The sequence below is a fragment of the Rhizobium sp. NZLR11 genome (assembly GCF_019685115.1).
Lineage (GTDB): Bacteria > Pseudomonadota > Alphaproteobacteria > Rhizobiales > Rhizobiaceae > Rhizobium.
On sequence record NZ_JABDWD010000002.1, the window covers coordinates 206,644 to 225,535 of the forward strand.

An 18,892-nucleotide genomic window follows, 5' to 3' on the forward strand; every position below is an offset into this window, starting at 1 on the left:
TTCTCGCTGCCGTAATCCGCGACCTCGAGGCTCTCCGGGAGTTCTTACGGGCGAGACGGCGATTTTAGTTGTCAGTCATACGATCGTCCGGCAACATTACTGGCTAGCTTCTCGAATTGAATAGTATTGCCACCAGCACGTTGGGGAGACGGGCATGTGTGCAGAGCTTGTCGAGCGTCGATTGACGGCTATTCTGGCTGCCGATGTGGTGGGGTACAGCCGTCTCCTGGAGGCAAACGAAGAGGAGACGCTCAATGCCCTTCGGCAGCATCGCCGCGAGCTCTTCGAACCAGCTGTCACGACCCACGACGGGCGTATAATCAAGGTGATGGGCGACGGTTTCCTGGTCGAGTTCGGCAGCGTGCTCAGTGCTGCACGATGCGCAGTCGATATCCAGCGCGGCATGCTGGAGCGCAACATGGGGATTCCAGCCGACAGGCACTTTGCGTTTCGAATAGGCTTGAATTTGGGCGACATCGTCTTCGATGCGGATGACTTTCATGGGGACGGCATTAATGTGGCGGTCCGGCTACAAGCCCTTGCAGCTCCGGGCGGTATTGCCTGTTCGGCGGCTGTGCGCCACGAAGTCGGAAACAAACTCGGGCTCGATTTCGCAGACCAGGGCGAAAAGACCGTCAAGAACATCTCCCGTCCTGTGCATGTCTATTTTGCCGATTGGGGCAATGTCGCCTCCGGTGAAGGGGTGCCGCTTGCGGCAAACGGCCACACGCAGGCACCCGTCAACAAACCATCCGTGGCAATCCTGCCATTTGCCAACATCAGCGACGATCCCGCCCAGGAGTTTTTCAGCGACGGCATTACCGAGGACATCATCACTGATCTGTCGAATGTTTCAGGCCTGTTTGTCCTGAGCCGCTACACTGTCTTCACATGGAAAGGCCGGAGCGAGAACCTGCAGCGCATCGCCAGGGAACTCGGGGTTGCCTATGTCGTAGAGGGCAGCGTCCGCAAGGCCGGCAACCACGTGAGGATCAATGCCGAATTGATCGACGCAGCCAGCGACGGCCACGTCTGGGCCGCGCGTTACGATCGCGACCTCACCGATATCTTCGAAGTGCAGGACGAGATCACGAAGGCAATTGTCGAGCAACTCAAGGTCAAGCTGCTCCCTGAGGAAAAGGAGGCAATCGAGCTGGCGCCGACAGAGAGCGTCGAAGCTTATACGCACTTCCTCAGGGGGCGCGAATACTACCATATTGCCTCGCGCTCGAACCATCTGATGGCCAGGCAGAGCTTCGCCCGAGCCATCGAACTGGATCCGAATTATGCGCGCGCCTATGCCGGTATCGCGGTTTGCGATGCGCGTCTGCGATCTCAGTTCGGCGCCGAGATTTCGGTGGAGGACATTCTCGCGAATACGACGATGGCGCTCGTTATCGATCCCAATCTGGCGGAGGCCCATGCGGCCAAGGGATTTGCGTTGGCGGTGGCCGGCAATCGCACCGAGGCAGTTTCTGCGTTCGAACAGGCTTTGTCGCTCGACGCCAATTGCCATGAGGCAAATCGGTACTATGCCGAATTTTGCGTCACCGAAGGTCATTTCGAACTCGCGGCTACGCACTTTCAGCGTGCGATGGAAATCAAGCCTGCCGATTATGGCGCGCCGATCATGCTTGTGAACGTCCTTCGTTCGCTCGGGCAAACAGACAAGGCCAGAAGCTATGCTCGGATCGCGTTGAAAAAGGCGGAGGAAGAACTGCGGCGACATCCGGAGAATGCCAATGTTGCCTGCCTGGGAGCGACGGCGCTGGCCTTTCTCGGTGTCCGCGATCAGGCTCTGGAGTGGTTGGCCCGCTCTTTGGCGACGGATCCCGACGATATCAACATTCAGTACAATGCCGCTTGCACTTATGCACTGCTTGGCGAGATTGAGCGAGCGATAGACTTGCTCGAGGTCTGGATGCCTCAGGTCGGCATCGAGATGCGGCTATGGTTCAAGAACGATTCCGACCTCGATCCCATTCGCAGTCACCCACGCTATTTAAGCTTGGTTGAGCTGTCAGAATAACGCCCCGTAGATTTTGGCAGGTTAGTTCTAATTCTATTTTATTACTTGCTAAACTTCTTGCAAGCGCCGATCGTCAACTTAAACTGGCAATCATAAAAGTCTTTTGAGGGGGAGCGGATGGGCACCCGGTTCAGGCTTTTTGTACAGCCTCCATTTGAAGATGCTCGGTCTCGTCCCGAGATCGTCGAAGTTTCGTCTCCGTTGGGTAGCGCGACAGCCGGCCCGGCCGACGATCGCATGTTCGTTGTGGAGCCGGTCGGCAAGACCGGTCCTTACGGTGTGAACCGCGGGCCGCTCGGAACGCCGTACATCTATCTGCCGCCCTGGACCGGGAAAATCCTCGAGCCCGCCACCCCCGACGCGTGCGGCAATTTCGACTATCTCCGACCTTCGATGGCTGGCTTCGAAGCCGCGCATGTTTTTGGATGCGTGCGATTCACGCTGGATGTGTGGGAGCGCTATCTCGGCCAGCCGCTCACCTGGCATTTTCGTGATCATTATGACCGCCTGGAAATCTCGATCCTGCCGCAATGGGACAACGCCCAGTACGGTTATGGTTTCCTCGAAGTCGGGAGCCAGTTCGAGAGCGACGGGCGCATCCTTCCCTTCAGCCTGGATTTCGACGTCATCGCGCATGAGGTGGGGCACGCGATCATCTTCAGCGTTTTGGGCGTGCCGCGTCCGGGAGCCGAGTATCCTGAATATCTTGGCTTCCAGGAGGCCTTCTCCGACTGCGTGTCGCTGATCGCGGCCATGCATTTTCCGTCCGTGATCGACAATGTTCTCGAAGAGACGCGCGGTAACCTCTACCGCGCAAACCGCCTATCACGCTTTTCGGAATTTTCGCCGCATCGCCAGATACGGTCGGCAAATAACAAACGGACGATGGCCGAGTTCGCGCGTGGTTGGAAAGACGAGCATGAGCTCTCGCAACCGCTCACCGGTGCGATATTCGACATCCTCGTCGACATCTTTCATGAGAGCCTAGTGGCGCGCGGCTTGATCTCCCATGCGGTTGAAGATCTCGCCGATATTGCGGAGTTCGATCCGGCCGCCGAGGCGCCGGTGCAGCATACTTTCGACCGCGCTTTCGCGCAGAACGCTGATGGCTTTGTCGAGGCACTGCTCGACGCACGCGATATCGTCGGGACGTATCTGGCGGAAACCTTGTGGGCTCTCGCTCCCGATTTTCTCGACTACGGCGACGTAGCGAGAACGATGCTTGCAATTGATCAGGACGAAAGCGGCGGTCAGTTCGCACGGATCATCAACAGAAACTTCAGACGGCGGGCGATTGGTGAGATGCACGCGGGCCTGCACCTCAAAGGCGGCGAGCATGACAGTCATGTCCACTCTGCTCGGACGTTACTGCCGATAGACTATCTCGGGCTTCCGAAGATGAGCTATCGCGAGAAAATTTTGCTGTCGAGATCAGGCATCGGTCAATAATCAGTAGATGGAGGCAGACGTGGCTGACGAAGAAACCTTACTCGGAGTATCAGCGGTATATCTGTTTGGGCGTGAACTCAGTGATCTGATTGTTAGAGGCAGCGTTTACGGGTCTCTCAAGATACCTAAAACAGGGAAGAACAATTTTCTGAGGCGCCAGCTTGGTTCGGGCGAGGCCACTCTCGCGCGAATCTATGCCTTCTCTTTCGAGGGAGTTTTCGTTGAACTGGGGCGGCCAGCAATCTTCATTGTCCACGGCTCCGGCGCGGATCCCGACGGTCCCCCTCCGAGCTCCCTCAGGTACGACAGCTTGTCTCGCTCCCCTGGTTCAAGTGCTCGAACGGGCCTCGGTTCCCAAATTGGAGCTCTCGCTAGGGAGATGAGGGTCTGGATCTATGACAAGGCCGATCTCTCGATGAGACTCGATGCCGAGACGGGAACCTTTGAGCAAATCCTGCTCTCGGCCGAGGTTTCAGCCGATCCCAGAGGAATGGCGAGTGGCGGAATGTCCCGATCGGGCGGCGCCCTGTCCCGCTCCGGCGGCGTGATGTCAAGATCAGGCGGATTCATACCGCGCAGATCGGGCGACAACGATTAATCTATAGTTGGGGACAGACCAGGGAGGCTAACATGTCCGACGACAAGTCTGAAGTAGAGGTTAAAATCGACAATTTAGACCCGGATCCTGTAGAGGCTCCGTTATTTGCCAATAAGAGTTTTAAACTCGTAGGTCATGGCTTCGGCAAAAAAGAGCTCGATGTATATATATCAACCGACAAAAATGGCGGTAATAAAATTTCAAAAATCAAAGTATCTATTGATGACCATGCTACGATTGCGGATGACTTTTTGATGGTGGTTGCCAAGCCCGAGCTTGGCGCTCCGATGGAGACGGTCTTGTGGGTTGCCGTAGAATTGAACGGTAAGTTTCAAGACGCCAAAGAAGGATTCAAAGTCGTCTGATTTTCGAGCGATCACCTCGACGCTGGTTGGCGGTCTGCGACTTCGCCAGCCACCGCCTTAATGCGCAGTCTGTCTGTCAGTCGCGCCATCCGATGAGACTGAACCGAGCAAGAAACGAGTGCTCGCCGGTTCGAATCTCCCATCAAGAGCGGGCATCGCCGAACGACCTGTTCTCATTGGAGGATTCCGGCGGGGCCGGCGACAGGTCCCCGCCGGGCCGATTGCACTCCATCAAAACTTCGTCTGACCCCATCAACCCATACGTCGTGCTACGAAAATCACGACACCGGGCGATCTGAAACTTCAGCTATGCGCGGTGGAATTTTGAAATTCCGAGCACGCACATGGACCTCTCGAAGATCAAGACGCTGATCGACTTTGTCGGACGATCGAACATTACCGAGCTGACCGTGACGGAAAAGGCCGTGACGGTTCGGATTTTCCGCACGTCGCCGGGAGAGGCAGACGCTGCTGAGCCCCCGCAAAAGCCGGAATCGGCGATAAGCCTCGTCTCCGATACGCCTCCGAGTGTCGAGAAAACCTCCCATGCGGTGAAGGCGCCCGTCTTCGGCGTTCTGCACCGGGCGCCGACGCCCGGCGAGCCGCCGTTCGTCGCGATCGGCGACGCGGTGGAGGAGGGGCAGACCCTTTTCATCATCGAAGCGATGAAGGTCTTCAACACGATCGCCGCGCCGCGGTCCGGGCGCATCACGCACCTGACCGATATCGACAATGGCGAGGTTGAGACCGGCGATCTGCTGGCGGAGATCGCCTGATGCCGGAAACATCTGAACAATCCGCCGCTTCAGGCCGCCGTTTCGATACCGTCCTCATCGCCAATCGCGGCGAGATCGCTGTCCGGATTCAACGCGCCTGCCGCGAACTCGGCCTGAAGACGGTCGCCATCTGCTCCGAGGCGGACAGGCAAGCGCCCTACGGCAAGACTGCCGACAGTTTTCTCTGCATCGGCCCGTCGACTGCGGGCAAGAGCTATCTCAATCAGGATGCCATTCTGCTCGCGGCACGTCTGACCGGCGCTGGCGCCATCCATCCGGGTTATGGCTTTCTGTCGGAAAACGCCGCCTTCGCCGACGCCGTCGAAAGGGCCGGGCTGGTCTTCATCGGCCCGACGGCGTCATCGATCGCGACCATGGGCGACAAGATCGTGGCAAAGCGAGCAATGATGGCCGCCGGCGTCCCCTGTGTTCCGGGTCCCGATACCGCGCTGCCCGACGACCCGGCCTCGATCGAGCGCATCGCGCTGGAGATCGGCTATCCCGTCATCGTCAAGGCGTCAGGCGGCGGCGGTGGACGCGGCATGCGCGTCGTGGTGAAGGCCGACCAGCTGCATGAGGCAATCGCGCTGACCCGCGAGGAGGCGCGCAAGGCCTTCGGCTCGCCGTCGCTCTACATCGAGAAATTCTTAGAGCATCCGCGCCACATCGAGATCCAGGTCATCTGCGACGATCACGGCAATGCGGTGTGGCTGGGTCACCGGGATTGCTCGATGCAGCGCCGCCACCAGAAAGTGGTTGAGGAAGCGCCGGCGCCCGGCATCGCGCCCGAGATCATCCAGCCGGTCGGCAGGGCTTGTGTCCAGGCCTGCCTTCAGATCGGCTACCGCGGCGTCGGCACCTTCGAATTCCTCTATGAGGATGGCGCCTTCTATTTCATCGAGATGAACACGCGGCTTCAGGTCGAGCATCCCGTCACCGAGCTGACCAGCGGGGTCGATATCGTCCAGGCGCAGATAAAGGTGGCCCAGGGTGACGTTCTGGATCTCGCCCAGAGCAATGTCACCTGCGAGGGCCACTCTTTCGAATGCCGCATCAACGCCGAGGATCCCGACACCTTCCTGCCGTCGGCAGGTGTCGTCACGCATCTGGCTTTGCCGCAGGGATCAGGCATCCGCGTCGATACGCATATTCATTCCGGCTACAGGGTCTCGCCCTATTACGACTCGCTGATCGCCAAGCTGATCGTCCACGCACCGACGCGGGCGAAAGCGATGGCCAGAATGTGCGAGGCGCTTGCCGGCATCGAGATCGAGGGCATCGCCACCAATATCCCCTTCCTGCGCGCCCTGTTCGAGGATCACGCATTCGCGCGCGGTGAGACCGATATCCACTATCTCGAGCAATGGCTGAAGCTGAGGAGGACGGCGGCATGAGCACCATCGATTTCAGCGATCCCGCAACCATCGCATTCCTCGCCGACGCGCTGACGGCCGCCGGCGTGGAGGGCCTCGAAATCTCCCGGCCGGACGGGCAGATTCGCATCGTCATTTCAGGGGAGGGCGGCGCCCGGATCGGCGTACAAGAAGCTACACCCCGCGCTCCAGGCCACGCGCCTGTCATCGTGAAGGCGCCGATCGCAGGACATTTCTGCGCCGAACATCCGGCCGCCGCCGTCCTGCCCCAAACTTTGCCGCGCTCCGTATCCGATGCGGATATCCTCGGCTTCATCAAGATAGGGCATGTGCTGCTTCCCCTTCGCGCCGGCTATTCCGGTGTTTTGTCCAAAGAGCTCGCTGAGTCCGGCGCATTGGTCGGCTTCGGCGATCCTCTGTTCGAAATCGAGCTGCCATCATGATCGTCACGACAACCCGACATGCATCCAGACATGCAGCGCAGCGCGAAATCGTTCCGGCCACCCAAAGCCGGGCACGGGTTTCCTCGATCGGGGCCAGATCCTTCCTGCTCGAGGCGCCAGGCGAGTTCGACCTCATCGCGCAGCGGCGGATCTGGGCCCTGTCCCAGACGGTGAAGGGTTGGACGGATCTTGCCGAAAACATTCCCGGGATGACCAACCTGCTGGTGATCTTCAAGGAGACGCCCGAAGACCCCGATGCAGTGGTCACCCGGCTGCTGGAGGCATGGGAGAATGCGCAGAGCATCGATCTCGATGGCAACACTATCGAGATCCCCGTCACTTACGGCGGCGAACATGCGACGGATCTTCCCGCCCTTTGCGATCTCTCCGGCTTGAGCGACCACGAAGTCGTCCGCATCCATCATGAAGCGACCTACCGTGTCTTCGCCCTGGGCAGCGCGCCCGGTTTCGGCTATCTGCATGGCCTCGATCCGCGCATCTATATGCCGCGAAAGACCGTGCCGTCGCTGAAGATGCCGAAGGGCTGCGTGACCATCGGCGGCATGCAGACCGGCGTCGCCATGCTGACCGGTCCTAATGGCTGGAATTCCATCGGCTTCGCATCACTGCAGATGTTCGACCCAACCTCGCCGACCCCCGCCATGATGGCGCCGGGAGATACGGTGCGGTTCCTGCCGGCAAGGATCGAACTATGATCGAGATCTTGGAAACCGGCCCGTTCAACACGGCGCAGGATCTCGGGCGTTCCGGCTATCGCGACATCGGCGTATCGGCGAGCGGCGCCATGGACCCGCTTGCGGTCAGGATCGGCAATATTCTTGCCGGCAATGATGAGAATGCGGCCGTGATCGAGGTGCAGACCTTCCCGTTCAGCCTGTGTTTCGAGCGTCGCACCGTCTTTGTCGTGACCGGGGCCGACGGCGGTCCGCATCTCGATGGATCGGAACTGCTTCCATGGTGCGCCTATACGGCAGAGCCCGGACAGGTCCTTGAATTGAAGCAGCCCCCGAGGCTCGCGCGCTCCTATATTTCGGTCGGAGGAGGGCTGGATATCCCAGTCGTCATGGGGTCGCGGAGCACGTCGCTGCGCGGCGGTTTCGGCGGCAATGCCGGCCGGCCTCTGACGAAGGGCGATCGGATCGCGGTCGGCGAGGATGCGGAGATCGCCATGCTGCCCGCCTCGGGTCTCGCCGTCGTCGAGCCCGCGGTGGCGCTACGTGAAGTCTTTCCGGCTCCTATCGACGGCGCCTTGCCAATCCGTGGTCTGCCTGCCGGCGAGCACGATCTTTTCGCCGGCGACGGCGAAGCCTTCTGGAGCCAGACCTGGAGGATTTCCTCCCGCAGCGACCGGACGGGCTACCGCCTGTCCGGCGAGCCGGTCACGCCGACCGCATCCATCGAAATGCGCTCCCATGGCGTCGTGCCCGGCGTGATCCAGGTTCCGCCGGGCGGCGAACCGATCGTACAGATGAGCGATGCCAACACCGCCGGCGGATATCCGAAGATTGCCGGCGTGATCGAGTGCGATCTGTGGCGGCTCGGGCAGGCCCGCATCGGCGCCCGCCTGAAGTTCGTCCGGTCAACGCATGCGGAAGCGCGCGCCGTCGAACAGGCCGTCGCCCGCTATGTCGACGATGTCAGGCAAACATCGGGGATGGTCAAGCGCGCCCTGAAGGCGATGGCTTAAGGGAGGCGAAAGGAGGAACTGATGAAGATCGATCTGAATTCCGACATGGGCGAAGGATTTGGTCCTTACCGGCTGTGCGATGACGAAGCGATGATGAAAATCGTCTCCTCGGCCAACATCGCCTGCGGCTTCCACGGCGGCGACCCCGAGACGATGGGGCGCATGGTGCGGCTTGCGAAACTGAACGGTGTCGGCATCGGCGCCCATCCCGGCCTGCCCGATCGGCTGGGCTTCGGCCGACGCGAAATACCGTTCCAGGCAGACGAGCTTCGCCAGCAGATGCTCTATCAGCTCGGCGCACTGATGGCGATCGCCAGAAGCGAGCGGGTCGCTGTCTCCCATATCAGCTTCCATGCGGCCATGGGCAATATGGTCAACCGCGATCCTGTCCTCGCCGACCTGATGATGGACTCGATTGCCACCGTCGACGCCAATCTCGTCGTCTTCGTCACATCGGGCAGCGGAATTGAGCAGGCGGCGAAACGCGCGCGCCTGAAGACATTGGCGCTATTCCTTGCCGACCGGGCCTATGACGCCGGCGGCAGGCTGGTTGCGCGCGGGCTTCCCGGCGCCGTGATCAAGGATGAAGCTGCGGTGCGCGCCCGCGTCCGAAAATTCCTGCTCGACGGTAGCGTCGAGACGATCGACGGCGCCGTGATCGCCATGCCGGCGCGCTCCATTCTCGTCCACAGCGACACGCCGGGCGCGCTTGAGCTTGCCGGCATCGTGCGCGGCGAGATCGAGGCCAGGGGCGAGACGCTCGCTCCGGCCACCGAACTCGCCGACTGACGCAATCCCGATCGCCTGCCGGCGGTCTTTCTTCCAAAGTCTCATCGAAGGACCATCGTGATGTCCGCCATATCGGATCGCCTGAAAAACGTCTCCATATCCGCATCCGCCGCCATGACACAGCGCGCCCGGGAATTGGCCGCCAAGGGGATCAAGGTCGTCAGCCTCTCATCCGGCGAGCCGGATTTCCCCACTCCGGCACACGCGATCGAGGCAGCCAATGCGGCGGCGCTTGCCGGCGATACGAAATATCCGCCGATGGACGGGACGCCGGCCCTCAAGTCAGCCATCATCAGGAAGTTCAAGCGCGACAACAATCTCGACTACGATGCCAGCCAGATCGTCGTCTCGGCCGGCGGCAAGCAGGTGATCTTCAATGCCATGCTGGCAACCTGCAATCCGGGTGACGAGGTGGTCATTCCCACACCCTCCTGGGTCAGCTATGCCGACATCGTCAAATTCGCCGGCGGCGTCCCGGTCGCGGTCCCCTGCTACGAGCAGACCGGCTTCAAACTGCGTCCGGAGGATCTGGAAGCGGCAATCACGCCGCGCACCAAATGGCTCTTCCTGAATTTCCCGAATAATCCCACAGGAGCAGCCTGCACCCGGGCGGAGATGGCGGCCATCGCCGAGGTCATGCTGCGCCATCCCGATGTCTGGATCATGACCGATGATATCTACGAACACCTGGTCTATGACGACTTCCAGTTCTGCACGATCGCGGAGGTCGAGCCCGGACTGTACGATCGCGTCCTGACGATGAACGGCGTCTCCAAGGCTTACGCGATGACCGGCTGGCGGCTCGGCTTTTGCGCCGGACCGAAAGACCTGATCTCCGCCATCAGCAACGTCAACGGCCAGAATGGCGGCGGCATCGCGACATTGACGCAGGCGGCTGCGACCGCAGCGCTCGACGGGCCTCAGCATCTGCTGAAGGAGCGTGCGGCGATCTACAAGGAAAGACGCGACTTCGTGCTCGCCAAATTGTCGGAAGTGGAAGGGCTGCGCTGCCATCGGCCCGAAGGCGCCTTCTACATCTATCCCAACATTTCAGGGCTGATCGGCAAGACCAGCAAAGGCGGTCGAAAGATCGGGACTGACGTCGATTTCGTTATGGGGCTGGTGGAAGAGCATCATGTCGCAACCGTGCAAGGCGCCGCTTACGGAATGAGCCCCTTCTTCCGCATTTCCTACGCCACGAGCATGGAGAAACTGGATGAAGGCTGCGCGCGCATAGCCCAGTTCTGCAAGGACATGCGCTGACCGGCAATTGCGTCTCAGGCTTTCAGCCGCGCCGTCAACTCCAGAAGGATGTCTCGGACGGCAAGGGCCGGTTCCGACAAGGGATTCTGGTCGGAAACGCAAAGCGAAAGGGTTTCCTCGATCCGGGGCGAGACGAGCCGGCAAATCAGCGGCTCGCTCGATTCAGAGACGATGCGGTCGGCGATGGCTTTCGGCATGATCGTCGCGCCGAGACCGCCGTCCACCGCGCGGGCGAGCGTGCGGACGATTTCGACTTCCGCCACGACTTTCAAATTGGTGCGCGTGCGGGTGAAGGCGGTATCGACCGCGCGGCGGACGAAATTATAGACCGGGGGCAGGAGCAGCGGTATTCCGTCGAGAGTGTTGACCGGAACCGGTTTCGCATCCGCTTCAATGGCAAAGTCGCGATGGGCGACCAGGAAAAACTCTTCGCTGAGGATCGGTTCGAACCGCACGCCCTTGATCGGTCCGGTTCCGTGGAGAAGCGCCATCTCCAGCCGCCCGTTCATGATCATCTGGCTATAGGTCTGACCGACACTTTCGGTCAGATGCAGGAGAATTCCGGGATGCCGTTTCCGGGTCTCCGCCAGCAGGTCGACCGAGAGCGTCGCCGCACTGCTGAACGGCACGAGGCCGACGGAGACGCGTCCGGCAAGCGAATTTCCGGCCGCCGATGCATCGGCCTGCGCCTGCTCCATCTGCCGAAGGATAATCTGCGCATGGCGATACACCGCGTGTCCCGCATCGGTCATGCTGACGCCCTGCTGGCTGCGGATCAGCAGCTTGTGGCCGAAATGCTCTTCCAGCGCCGCAAGCTGCTGACTGAGAGCCGGCTGGGCGATATGCAAAAGATCCGCCGCTCGCGTGATGCTGCCGCTGTCGACGATCACGATGAAAGATTTGAGGCGTCTGATGTCCATGGGGATCGGGGTACCGTGCTGATCTGCGGATGGCATGTTTGCAGACGCGCGTCGCTTTTGCAACGCGACGCGGCCTGAGGCAAGGCCGCGAGAGAATGCCGGCATCGCCGCTTTCTCTTCTTCGGCAGACCGCACCGGCTCCATAACCGTTGCTTATTGCTCCAGAGATAATCGGTCTTAGGCAAGGGGTTGAAGCTTCGCTACTCTCTCTTTCAACAACAAGGGAACGACAATGCCATTCTCCGACTACAAGACCGCACTGGTGACCGGCGCATCCTCCGGTATCGGCGCAGCCGTGGTTGAGCGGCTTCGCCGAGAGAACATCGAAGTCCATGCCGTTGCCCGCAGTGCCGAAGCACTGAAACAGTTGGCGACACGCACAGGCTGCGTCGCCCACACCATCGATGTGACCGACCGTGAGGCGATCGCCGAGCTCGCGCGTCGGGTGGAATTCGACATCCTCGTCAACAATGCCGGCGTCGACCGGCCGAAGAAGTTTCTGGAAGCCGACGAAAGCGATATCGATCTCATCGTCGACGTCAATCTGCGAGCCGTCCTGCACATCTGCCGCCTGGTCGTGCCGGGCATGGTGGCGCGGGACCGCGGCCACGTCATCAACATCTCGTCGATCGCCGGCGCCTATAATTTCGGCGGCAATTCCTCCTATCACGCCACCAAGGCAGGGGTGAGCATGCTGTCCAACCAGCTGCGCATCGACGCTTTCGGCAAGCGGGTACGGGTCACGGAAATCTGCCCCGGCCGCGTCGCCACGGATATTTTCAATCACGTCCACGGCGATGATCCGAGCATTCGGGAAAAGTTCATCGACGGTTTCGAACTGCCGCAGGCGGGCGATATCGCCGACGCGATCGCCTTCGCCATATCGGCCCCCGTCGCCGTCAACATCGGACATATGGAGATCACGCCGACGCTGCAGGTCATGGGTGGCCTGCAGACCGCAAGGCCGCAGCTAAAGACAGATCCCTCCGGGGAGCCAACTCCGTGAGCGGTTTCGACCTTTCGGCAATCCTCGGAAATCCGGAATATGTCGCCATGCTGCTGCATGGCATCGAGATGACCTTCATCATCTTTGCCGGATCCTGGTCGCTAGCGATGGCGCTGGCAGTTCTGCTGCTCAGTTTGCGTCTGTCGCCCTTTCGCTTCGGCGATCCGATAGTTGCCGCTTACGTATCCTACCACCGCAACGTCCCCACCCTGGTCCAGCTGATGCTGTGGTATTTCGGGATCTTCACCCTGATGCCGAGCGGGCTGGGAGAATGGCTGGCCATCCATAATGCCGAGGCCATCTTCGCGGTGATCGGGCTTGGGCTTTGCCAGGCGGCCTATTTCAGCGAAGATCTTCGTTCGGGCGTGCGCTCGGTCGGTCCCGGCCAAATGGAGGCGGCTCGGGCGCTGGGCCACGGTTATGTCTCGGCGATGCGTTTCGTCATCATGCCGCAGGGCGTGCGCAACGCGCTGCCGCCGCTCGTCAATCATAGTGTCTCGCTGTTCAAGAACAGCAGTCTCGCCGTCATCATCGGGGCGTCGGAACTGACGCATGCGGTCAAGGAAATCGAGAACCTCAGCTTCCGGACCTTCGAAATCTACCTGATCGGCACCGTTCTCTACCTCTTCTTCTCGCTCGTGATCATGAGCATCGGCGCCTATCTGTCGATGCGCGCGGATCCTGCCAGGAGCGCGCGCGCATGATCCACGATATGATCGCCATTGTCCGAGACTATTGGCTGCTGCTCTTGATCGGCCAATATCCGAACGGACCGCTCGGCGGGCTCGCCAATACGCTGATCCTGTCGGCGCTGAGCATCGCTCTCGCCTTTCCGGTCAGCATCGTATTTGCAATGGCGCGGCTCTCTCAGTCGCCGCTGCTGCGCTGGCCAGTCACTGCCCTTGTTTATTTCACCAGGGGCGTGCCGCTGCTGATGCTCATCCTGTGGAGCTATTTCCTGGTTCCGCTGCTGACCGGCGCCGACGTGCCAAGCTTCGTCACCATGCTGACGACACTCGTGGTCTACCAGAGCGCGTTCCTGAGCGAGGTCGTCCGTGCGGGCATCGTCGCGCTCGGACCGGGCCAGATGGATGCGGCGCGTGCGCTTGGCCACGGTCATATCGGCGCGATGCGCTACATCATCCTGCCGCAGGCGCTCTACAACATGATCCCGAGCATCCTCTCCACCTTCGTGTCGACGATCAAGGACACGACGCTCGGCTACGTGATCAACGTGCCGGACCTGACCTTTGCGGCAAGCCAGGTCAACAATCAGCTGCTGACGCAGCCTTTCCAGGTCTTCCTCATCCTGGCGATCGTCTACTTCGCCATCTGCTGGACGCTGACCTACTTCGCAAATCGCCTCGAGCGGCGCATCACGCGGCGGCGTGCGGGACTTCTCAACGTCCCCGCCGCCCTGGTCACGCCGTCGAAAATCGTATCGGAGCAGCTATGACCATGTCCGTTTCAACGCAGGAATCGCAGACGATCCGGCTTTCGCAGGTCTGCAAGAGCTACGGCGACTATCCGGTCCTGAAGGACATCGATGCGCAGGTTGCGCGCGGCGAGGTCGTGGTCATCTGCGGACCGTCCGGTTCGGGAAAATCCACGCTGATCCGCACGATCAATCGCCTTGAGGAGATCAATAGCGGATCGATCACGCTCGACGGGCAAAACATTCACGCCTCGATGCGGGCGAGAGAACTCAATACGATGCGCAGCCGGATCGGTTTCGTATTCCAGAATTTCAACCTGTTTCCGCATCTTTCGGTCGCCGAAAACGTATCGATGTCGCCGATCCGGGTGAAAGGCGTGGCAGCCGCTGCCGCGCACGAAAAGGCCCTTAAGCTGCTCGATCGGGTCGGCCTCGCCGACAAGGCCCGGTCCTATCCCGGTCAACTGTCGGGCGGCCAGCAGCAGCGGGTGGCGATCGCCCGCGCCCTTGCCATGGAACCGCCGGTGATGCTGTTCGACGAGCCGACGAGTGCGCTCGATCCCGAAATGGTCGGCGAGGTGCTCGCCGTCATGAAGAGCCTGGCGTCCGAAGGCATGACCATGCTCTGCGTCACCCACGAAATGGGTTTCGCGCGCGACGTCGCCGATCGGATCTGGTTCATCGATGCGGGCCAGATCATCGAAACGGCGACTCCCGAGGACTTCTTCAACAATCCGACCCATCCCCGGGCTCAGCGTTTCCTCGCTGATCTCAGGCATTGAGACCAACGACCAAAAACAAAGGAGAACAGCAATGAACTGGAAATACCTGAGCCTCACCGTCGCATTTGCCGGCATGGCGGCCGCCTTGCCCGCGAAAGCCGATCAGCTCGACACCATCATGTCGGCGAAGACCCTGCGCTGCGCGACTTTCGCCGACGTTCCCCCCTTCGCTTCGCCGGATCCGAAGACCCGCGAAATGGCCGGTTTCGACGTCGATCTCTGCGGCGCCATCGCCAAGGAATTGGGCGTCAAGGCTGAAATCAAGCCGGTTTCGGTCGAAGCCCGCGTGCCCGAGGTCAAGCTCGGCCGCGTCGACATCACCGTTGCAAACCTCGCCTATACGGTGAGCCGCGCCGAGCAGATCCAGTTCAGCGATCCCTATTATCTCGCAAAGGAGATGCTGATCGTGCCGGCCGACGATGCCGGCAAGAAGAAGGCCGATTATGCAGGCCAGCGCCTCGCTTCGACCAAGGGTTCGACCTCGGAAATGTCGATCAAGCTTAACAAATCCGACCCGCTGACATTCCAGGATACAGCCTCGGCCTATCTCGCCGTCCAGCAGGGCAAGGCCCGCGGCATGGTGGCCAACACCATGACGACGACCAAGTTCGTCAATGAATCGAAGAGCAAGGGCAAGGAAATGCGGATGATCGAGGAGCCGATGCTTTACCAGCCGATCGGCATCGGCATGGCCAAGGATCAGCCGGCGCTGACCGCCAAGGTCAACGAAATCCTTCACAAGCTCGACGCAGCGGGCGAGATCAACAAGATCTGGGACAAGTGGCTCGGCCCGGATACCGAATACAAGATGACCCGCACCGATAAGGTCGTGCCGCTCTCCGAGCTGAAGTTCGACCCGATCCCGTGAGGCCTCCCGGCCTCAACGTCCTCAAGTGACGATTTCCAAACGAAATCCGACGGCGGGGCATGCCCGCCGTCACCAACGATGTGAGGCATCCATGATCCATATAAAAGATATCACTGAGCGGCCTGATAAAGCCGATATAGACGCCGTTTCCAAGTTTTCGCCGGCGACGATCCACGAAGCCCAGGGACGCCGCGGCGCACTTTCCTCCCGCCTCAAGCCCGTCGACTACCGCATGAAACTGTGCGGCCCGGCCTTTACGGTGAAATGTGCGCCGCGCGACAACATCATGCTGCAGCTTGCCATCAACTACGCAAAGCCCGGCGATATCATCGTCGTATCGGCAGGGGAATACGAGGAGGCCGGATCCTTCGGCGATGTGCTCGCCAATGCCTGCCTGGCGAAGGGCATCGGCGGTCTCGTCACCGACACCGGCGTGCGCGACACGCTGCAACTGCGGGAACTCGGTTTCCCGGTCTTCTCGCTCAGCGTCTGCATCAAGGGCACGGTGAAGGAAACTATTGCGGCGGTGAACGACCCAATCATCGTCGGCGGCGAAACCATCAATCCCGGCGACATCATCGTCGGCGATGCCGACGGACTGGTGGTCGTGCGCAGGCAGGAAGCGCGGGAAGCCGCCCGGCTCTCGCAGGCCCGCGAAGACGCCGAAGCCGGCTATATCGCCGCGTACAAAGAGGGCAAGTCGGTCATCGAGGTCAGCAATCTCGACGCGGTGCTGAAAGCCAAGGGCCTTGTCGTGGATATTTGATGCACGGCGGGAGCGCCGAAGGCCTGCACCCAAAGATCAGCCTGGACACTATTATGGACACGTGTTCTATAAAGTGGACAGTTTTGGGAGCGCGCCATGCATCTTTCCATGTGGACTTACCCCTGGGATATCCATGATCAGGGGGTCGACACGATTGCCGCCGAGCTTCGCAACCGGGCCGGCCTCAATACGGTCAGCCTTGCGACCTCTTATCATGCCGGCCGCTTTCTCCAGCCGCGCAGCCCGCAACAGAAGGCCTATTTTCCCGAGGACGGGACGGTTTATTTCCGGCCGGATGAAAGCCTGTGGCAGGACAAGATGATCCGGCCGTTGATGGCCAGGAATGTAGCCGAGCGCGGCGACATGCTGGAAGCGCTCGTCAGGGAGCGTGAGACAACCGGTCTCAAGGTCTCCTGCTGGACGGTCTGCCTCCATAATAGCCGCCTCGGCATGCTGCACCCCGACCACGCGACGCAGAACGCCTTCGGCAATCCCAACTATTACAACCTTTGCCCCTCCAGCCCGGCGGCGCGTGCCTATGCCGTCACTCTCGTGCGCGACATCACGACGAACTACCGGCCGGACATGGTGGAACTCGAAAGCCCGAACTTCATGGGTTTCGCGCATGAATACCATCACGAAAAAGATGGTGTCGGCCTGAACGCCGAAGACGATTTCCTGCTGTCGCTCTGCTTCTGCGACCATTGCACGGCGCGCGCCACCAAGGCCGGCGTACCGGTCGAAGGCGCGCGCCGATCGGTCAAGCGCTTCATCACCGAACTCTGCGAAAGGGCTGTCCCGGAGCGGCAGTTCCCGGACTTTCCGGCAGCGGGCAACGACGCCTTCCGCGACCACCCCGATCTGCATGCCTTTCTTGCCTGGCGCAGCGAACCGGTGACCAGCCTGATCGGCGAGATCAAGGCGGCAGCCGATCCGGCGACACGCATCGTGCTCATCGACCTGAAGGATGGCTGGCTCGGCGGCGTCGATCTCGCAGCCGTCGGCAGGCTCTGCGACGGGGCGATCCTCTGCTGCTACGACATGGAGCCGGATTCGATCGGCGATGTCATCCGCACCGGCCGGGCAGCCCTTGGATCGGAAAAGTTCCTCGGGGTCGGCCTGCGCGTCTTCTATCCCGAGGTCGGTGAAGCCGCTGTGCTGGCGGCCCGCTCCAAGGCGGCCGTTGATGCCGGTGCCGACGGCGTGAACTTCTACAATTACGGCCTCATCCCCGCAAAGCGTCTCGACTGGGTCAAGGCGGCCGTCGCCGCCATCACCTAAGCTGCAATGGGTTCGGCGACCTGGATTAAACAGTCGCCGGCCTGGCTGTCGCAATGCAGACGCTGGGAAATGACGATGCCGCTCTCGGCAAAGCGGAGCTCTTCCTCCGGCTGCTCCAGCCGTTCCAGATCGTGATACCATCCGGCCAGATCGCCGGCAGAAACGGTGGCTTCAAGCGTGACGGCCGGTTCGAACCAGCCTCTGCGGTTGGCATAGATGCCCTGGCTGTGCCGGGACAGCGAGAGAAGCTGCAACGGCCCCGGTTCGGCGAGGGTCGCTCGCGACAGGATCGGGTGTTTGACGATACGGAGCGTGAGGAGCAACCGGTCGATCGCTGCCGCGGTGAAGGCCATCGTCGCAGGCGTCACGGTCCCGCCACCGCCGAACTCGCCGGAAAGACCGACAGTCCCCACCCGTGCCGCAGCCCCCATCGATGTCGGCGCCGCCGGCCCGTTGTCGGCGATGAAGGCATGCGATGCTCCGATCGCCCGCATCAGCGAGACGGATCGCTCGAAGCGGGCGGCGTCGGCCTGCCGCTCGATCAGCGTGCAGGGCAGGTGCGCCATCGACGTGCCGCCCGAGTGCAGGTCGAGCATGACGTCGTGGCGCGGAAAGAGTTCGTGTTCGAGGAAATGCGCCAGCCGCGCCGTCGGCAACCCCAAGGGATCGCCGGGAAAGGCCCGGTTGAGGTTGCCGCCGTCGAAGGGCGAGCAGCGTTTGGCCGCCATCACCGCCGGCAGGTTCGCCATCGGCAGGATGGTGACGGCACCGCGGATCTGAGTAACTTCAAGCAGGCGGATCAGCCGGGAGAGCTGGAGTTCGCCCTCGTATTCGTCGCCATGATTACCGGCCATCAGCAGCAAAGACGGTCCCTCACCATTTCTGAGACGGAGGATCGGAATGCGGATCTGATAATAGGGCGAACGATCGATCGAATAGGGAATGGCGAGATGGCCAGCCTGTCGGCCCTCGCGCGAAAAGTCGATCGGATTGACGAGGCCGCTGTGCATGAAGTCTCCAGTGCGGGCGGTTGCCGTGCAA

20 protein-coding genes are annotated in these 18,892 nt (G+C 61.0%); 18 read left to right on the forward strand and 2 right to left on the reverse strand.

The annotated features are described in order from the left end of the window. Positions 1–154 precede the first annotated feature (154 nt). The 11 genes from HJB83_RS04785 (at position 155) to HJB83_RS04830 (ending at position 10,793) form a co-directional block, all read left to right on the forward strand. The gene (locus tag HJB83_RS04785; RefSeq protein WP_221116816.1) at positions 155–2,029 is read left to right on the forward strand and encodes an adenylate/guanylate cyclase domain-containing protein; all 1,875 of its coding nucleotides are present in this window, start codon (positions 155–157) and stop codon (positions 2,027–2,029) included. A gap of 117 nt (positions 2,030–2,146) precedes the next feature. Then, complete coding sequence (locus HJB83_RS04790) at positions 2,147–3,478, forward strand: hypothetical protein (protein ID WP_221131342.1); 1,332 nt, start codon at positions 2,147–2,149, stop codon at positions 3,476–3,478. Between the two features lie 7 nt (positions 3,479–3,485). Continuing rightward, complete coding sequence (locus HJB83_RS33980) at positions 3,486–4,076, forward strand: hypothetical protein (RefSeq protein WP_259671284.1); 591 nt, start codon at positions 3,486–3,488, stop codon at positions 4,074–4,076. A gap of 32 nt (positions 4,077–4,108) precedes the next feature. Next, positions 4,109–4,441 carry a hypothetical protein gene (locus HJB83_RS04795; protein ID WP_221116813.1) on the forward strand — a complete coding sequence of 111 codons (333 nt, stop codon included), beginning with the start codon at positions 4,109–4,111 and terminating at the stop codon, positions 4,439–4,441. A gap of 344 nt (positions 4,442–4,785) precedes the next feature. Further along, positions 4,786–5,217, forward strand: coding sequence for a biotin/lipoyl-containing protein (locus tag HJB83_RS04800; protein ID WP_221116812.1), 432 nt, complete (start codon positions 4,786–4,788; stop codon positions 5,215–5,217). Further along, positions 5,217–6,611 carry an acetyl-CoA carboxylase biotin carboxylase subunit gene (gene accC, locus HJB83_RS04805; RefSeq protein WP_221131343.1) on the forward strand — a complete coding sequence of 465 codons (1,395 nt, stop codon included), beginning with the start codon at positions 5,217–5,219 and terminating at the stop codon, positions 6,609–6,611. Before HJB83_RS04800 ends, accC begins: the two co-directional genes overlap by 1 nt. Beyond that, a complete protein-coding gene (locus HJB83_RS04810) occupies positions 6,608–7,033 on the forward strand; it encodes an acetyl-CoA carboxylase (RefSeq protein WP_221116810.1) in 426 nt (141 codons plus the stop codon). The genes accC and HJB83_RS04810 overlap by 4 nt, the downstream gene beginning before the upstream one ends. Continuing rightward, a complete protein-coding gene (pxpB, locus tag HJB83_RS04815) occupies positions 7,030–7,749 on the forward strand; it encodes a 5-oxoprolinase subunit PxpB (RefSeq protein ID WP_207585030.1) in 720 nt (239 codons plus the stop codon). The genes HJB83_RS04810 and pxpB overlap by 4 nt, the downstream gene beginning before the upstream one ends. Then, positions 7,746–8,741 carry a biotin-dependent carboxyltransferase family protein gene (locus HJB83_RS04820; RefSeq protein ID WP_221131344.1) on the forward strand — a complete coding sequence of 332 codons (996 nt, stop codon included), beginning with the start codon at positions 7,746–7,748 and terminating at the stop codon, positions 8,739–8,741. The genes pxpB and HJB83_RS04820 overlap by 4 nt, the downstream gene beginning before the upstream one ends. A gap of 21 nt (positions 8,742–8,762) precedes the next feature. Then, on the forward strand, positions 8,763–9,530 hold the full coding sequence (locus tag HJB83_RS04825) for a 5-oxoprolinase subunit PxpA (protein WP_221159540.1): 768 nt from the start codon (positions 8,763–8,765) through the stop codon (positions 9,528–9,530). 60 nt (positions 9,531–9,590) lie between these two features. Beyond that, entirely contained in the window at positions 9,591–10,793 is a 1,203-nt protein-coding gene (locus HJB83_RS04830) for a pyridoxal phosphate-dependent aminotransferase (protein WP_221131345.1), read from the forward strand. 14 nt (positions 10,794–10,807) lie between these two features. Here HJB83_RS04830 and nac read toward each other — a convergent pair whose 3' ends face one another. Next, positions 10,808–11,713 carry a nitrogen assimilation transcriptional regulator NAC gene (nac, locus tag HJB83_RS04835; RefSeq protein WP_207585026.1) on the reverse strand — a complete coding sequence of 302 codons (906 nt, stop codon included), beginning with the start codon at positions 11,711–11,713 and terminating at the stop codon, positions 10,808–10,810. 232 nt (positions 11,714–11,945) lie between these two features. Between nac and HJB83_RS04840 the strand changes: the two genes are divergently transcribed. The 7 genes from HJB83_RS04840 to HJB83_RS04870 all read left to right on the forward strand — a co-directional run bounded on the left by HJB83_RS04840 (position 11,946) and on the right by HJB83_RS04870 (position 17,851). Then, positions 11,946–12,719 carry an SDR family oxidoreductase gene (locus tag HJB83_RS04840; RefSeq protein ID WP_207585025.1) on the forward strand — a complete coding sequence of 258 codons (774 nt, stop codon included), beginning with the start codon at positions 11,946–11,948 and terminating at the stop codon, positions 12,717–12,719. Beyond that, entirely contained in the window at positions 12,716–13,423 is a 708-nt protein-coding gene (locus HJB83_RS04845; protein WP_207585024.1) for an amino acid ABC transporter permease, read from the forward strand. The genes HJB83_RS04840 and HJB83_RS04845 overlap by 4 nt, the downstream gene beginning before the upstream one ends. Beyond that, positions 13,420–14,175 (forward strand): amino acid ABC transporter permease, encoded by a 756-nt coding sequence (locus HJB83_RS04850; RefSeq protein ID WP_207585023.1) that lies wholly within the window; start codon positions 13,420–13,422, stop codon positions 14,173–14,175. Before HJB83_RS04845 ends, HJB83_RS04850 begins: the two co-directional genes overlap by 4 nt. Beyond that, positions 14,172–14,936, forward strand: a complete 765-nt coding sequence (locus HJB83_RS04855; RefSeq protein ID WP_207585022.1) for an amino acid ABC transporter ATP-binding protein — start codon at positions 14,172–14,174, stop codon at positions 14,934–14,936. Before HJB83_RS04850 ends, HJB83_RS04855 begins: the two co-directional genes overlap by 4 nt. 31 nt (positions 14,937–14,967) lie before the next feature. Continuing rightward, positions 14,968–15,804 carry an ABC transporter substrate-binding protein gene (locus HJB83_RS04860; protein WP_207585021.1) on the forward strand — a complete coding sequence of 279 codons (837 nt, stop codon included), beginning with the start codon at positions 14,968–14,970 and terminating at the stop codon, positions 15,802–15,804. Between the two features lie 91 nt (positions 15,805–15,895). Further along, positions 15,896–16,570: a 4-carboxy-4-hydroxy-2-oxoadipate aldolase/oxaloacetate decarboxylase gene (locus tag HJB83_RS04865; protein ID WP_207585020.1), complete on the forward strand. Its 675-nt coding sequence runs from the start codon at positions 15,896–15,898 to the stop codon at positions 16,568–16,570. A 96-nt stretch (positions 16,571–16,666) separates the two neighbouring features. Beyond that, the gene (locus HJB83_RS04870; RefSeq protein ID WP_221131346.1) at positions 16,667–17,851 is read left to right on the forward strand and encodes a hypothetical protein; all 1,185 of its coding nucleotides are present in this window, start codon (positions 16,667–16,669) and stop codon (positions 17,849–17,851) included. Here the strand turns inward: HJB83_RS04870 and HJB83_RS04875 are convergent. After that, positions 17,848–18,861, reverse strand: a complete 1,014-nt coding sequence (locus tag HJB83_RS04875) for a succinylglutamate desuccinylase/aspartoacylase family protein (RefSeq protein ID WP_221131347.1) — start codon at positions 18,859–18,861, stop codon at positions 17,848–17,850. The two genes, HJB83_RS04870 and HJB83_RS04875, sit on opposite strands and share 4 nt — an antisense overlap. Positions 18,862–18,892 lie beyond the last annotated feature (31 nt).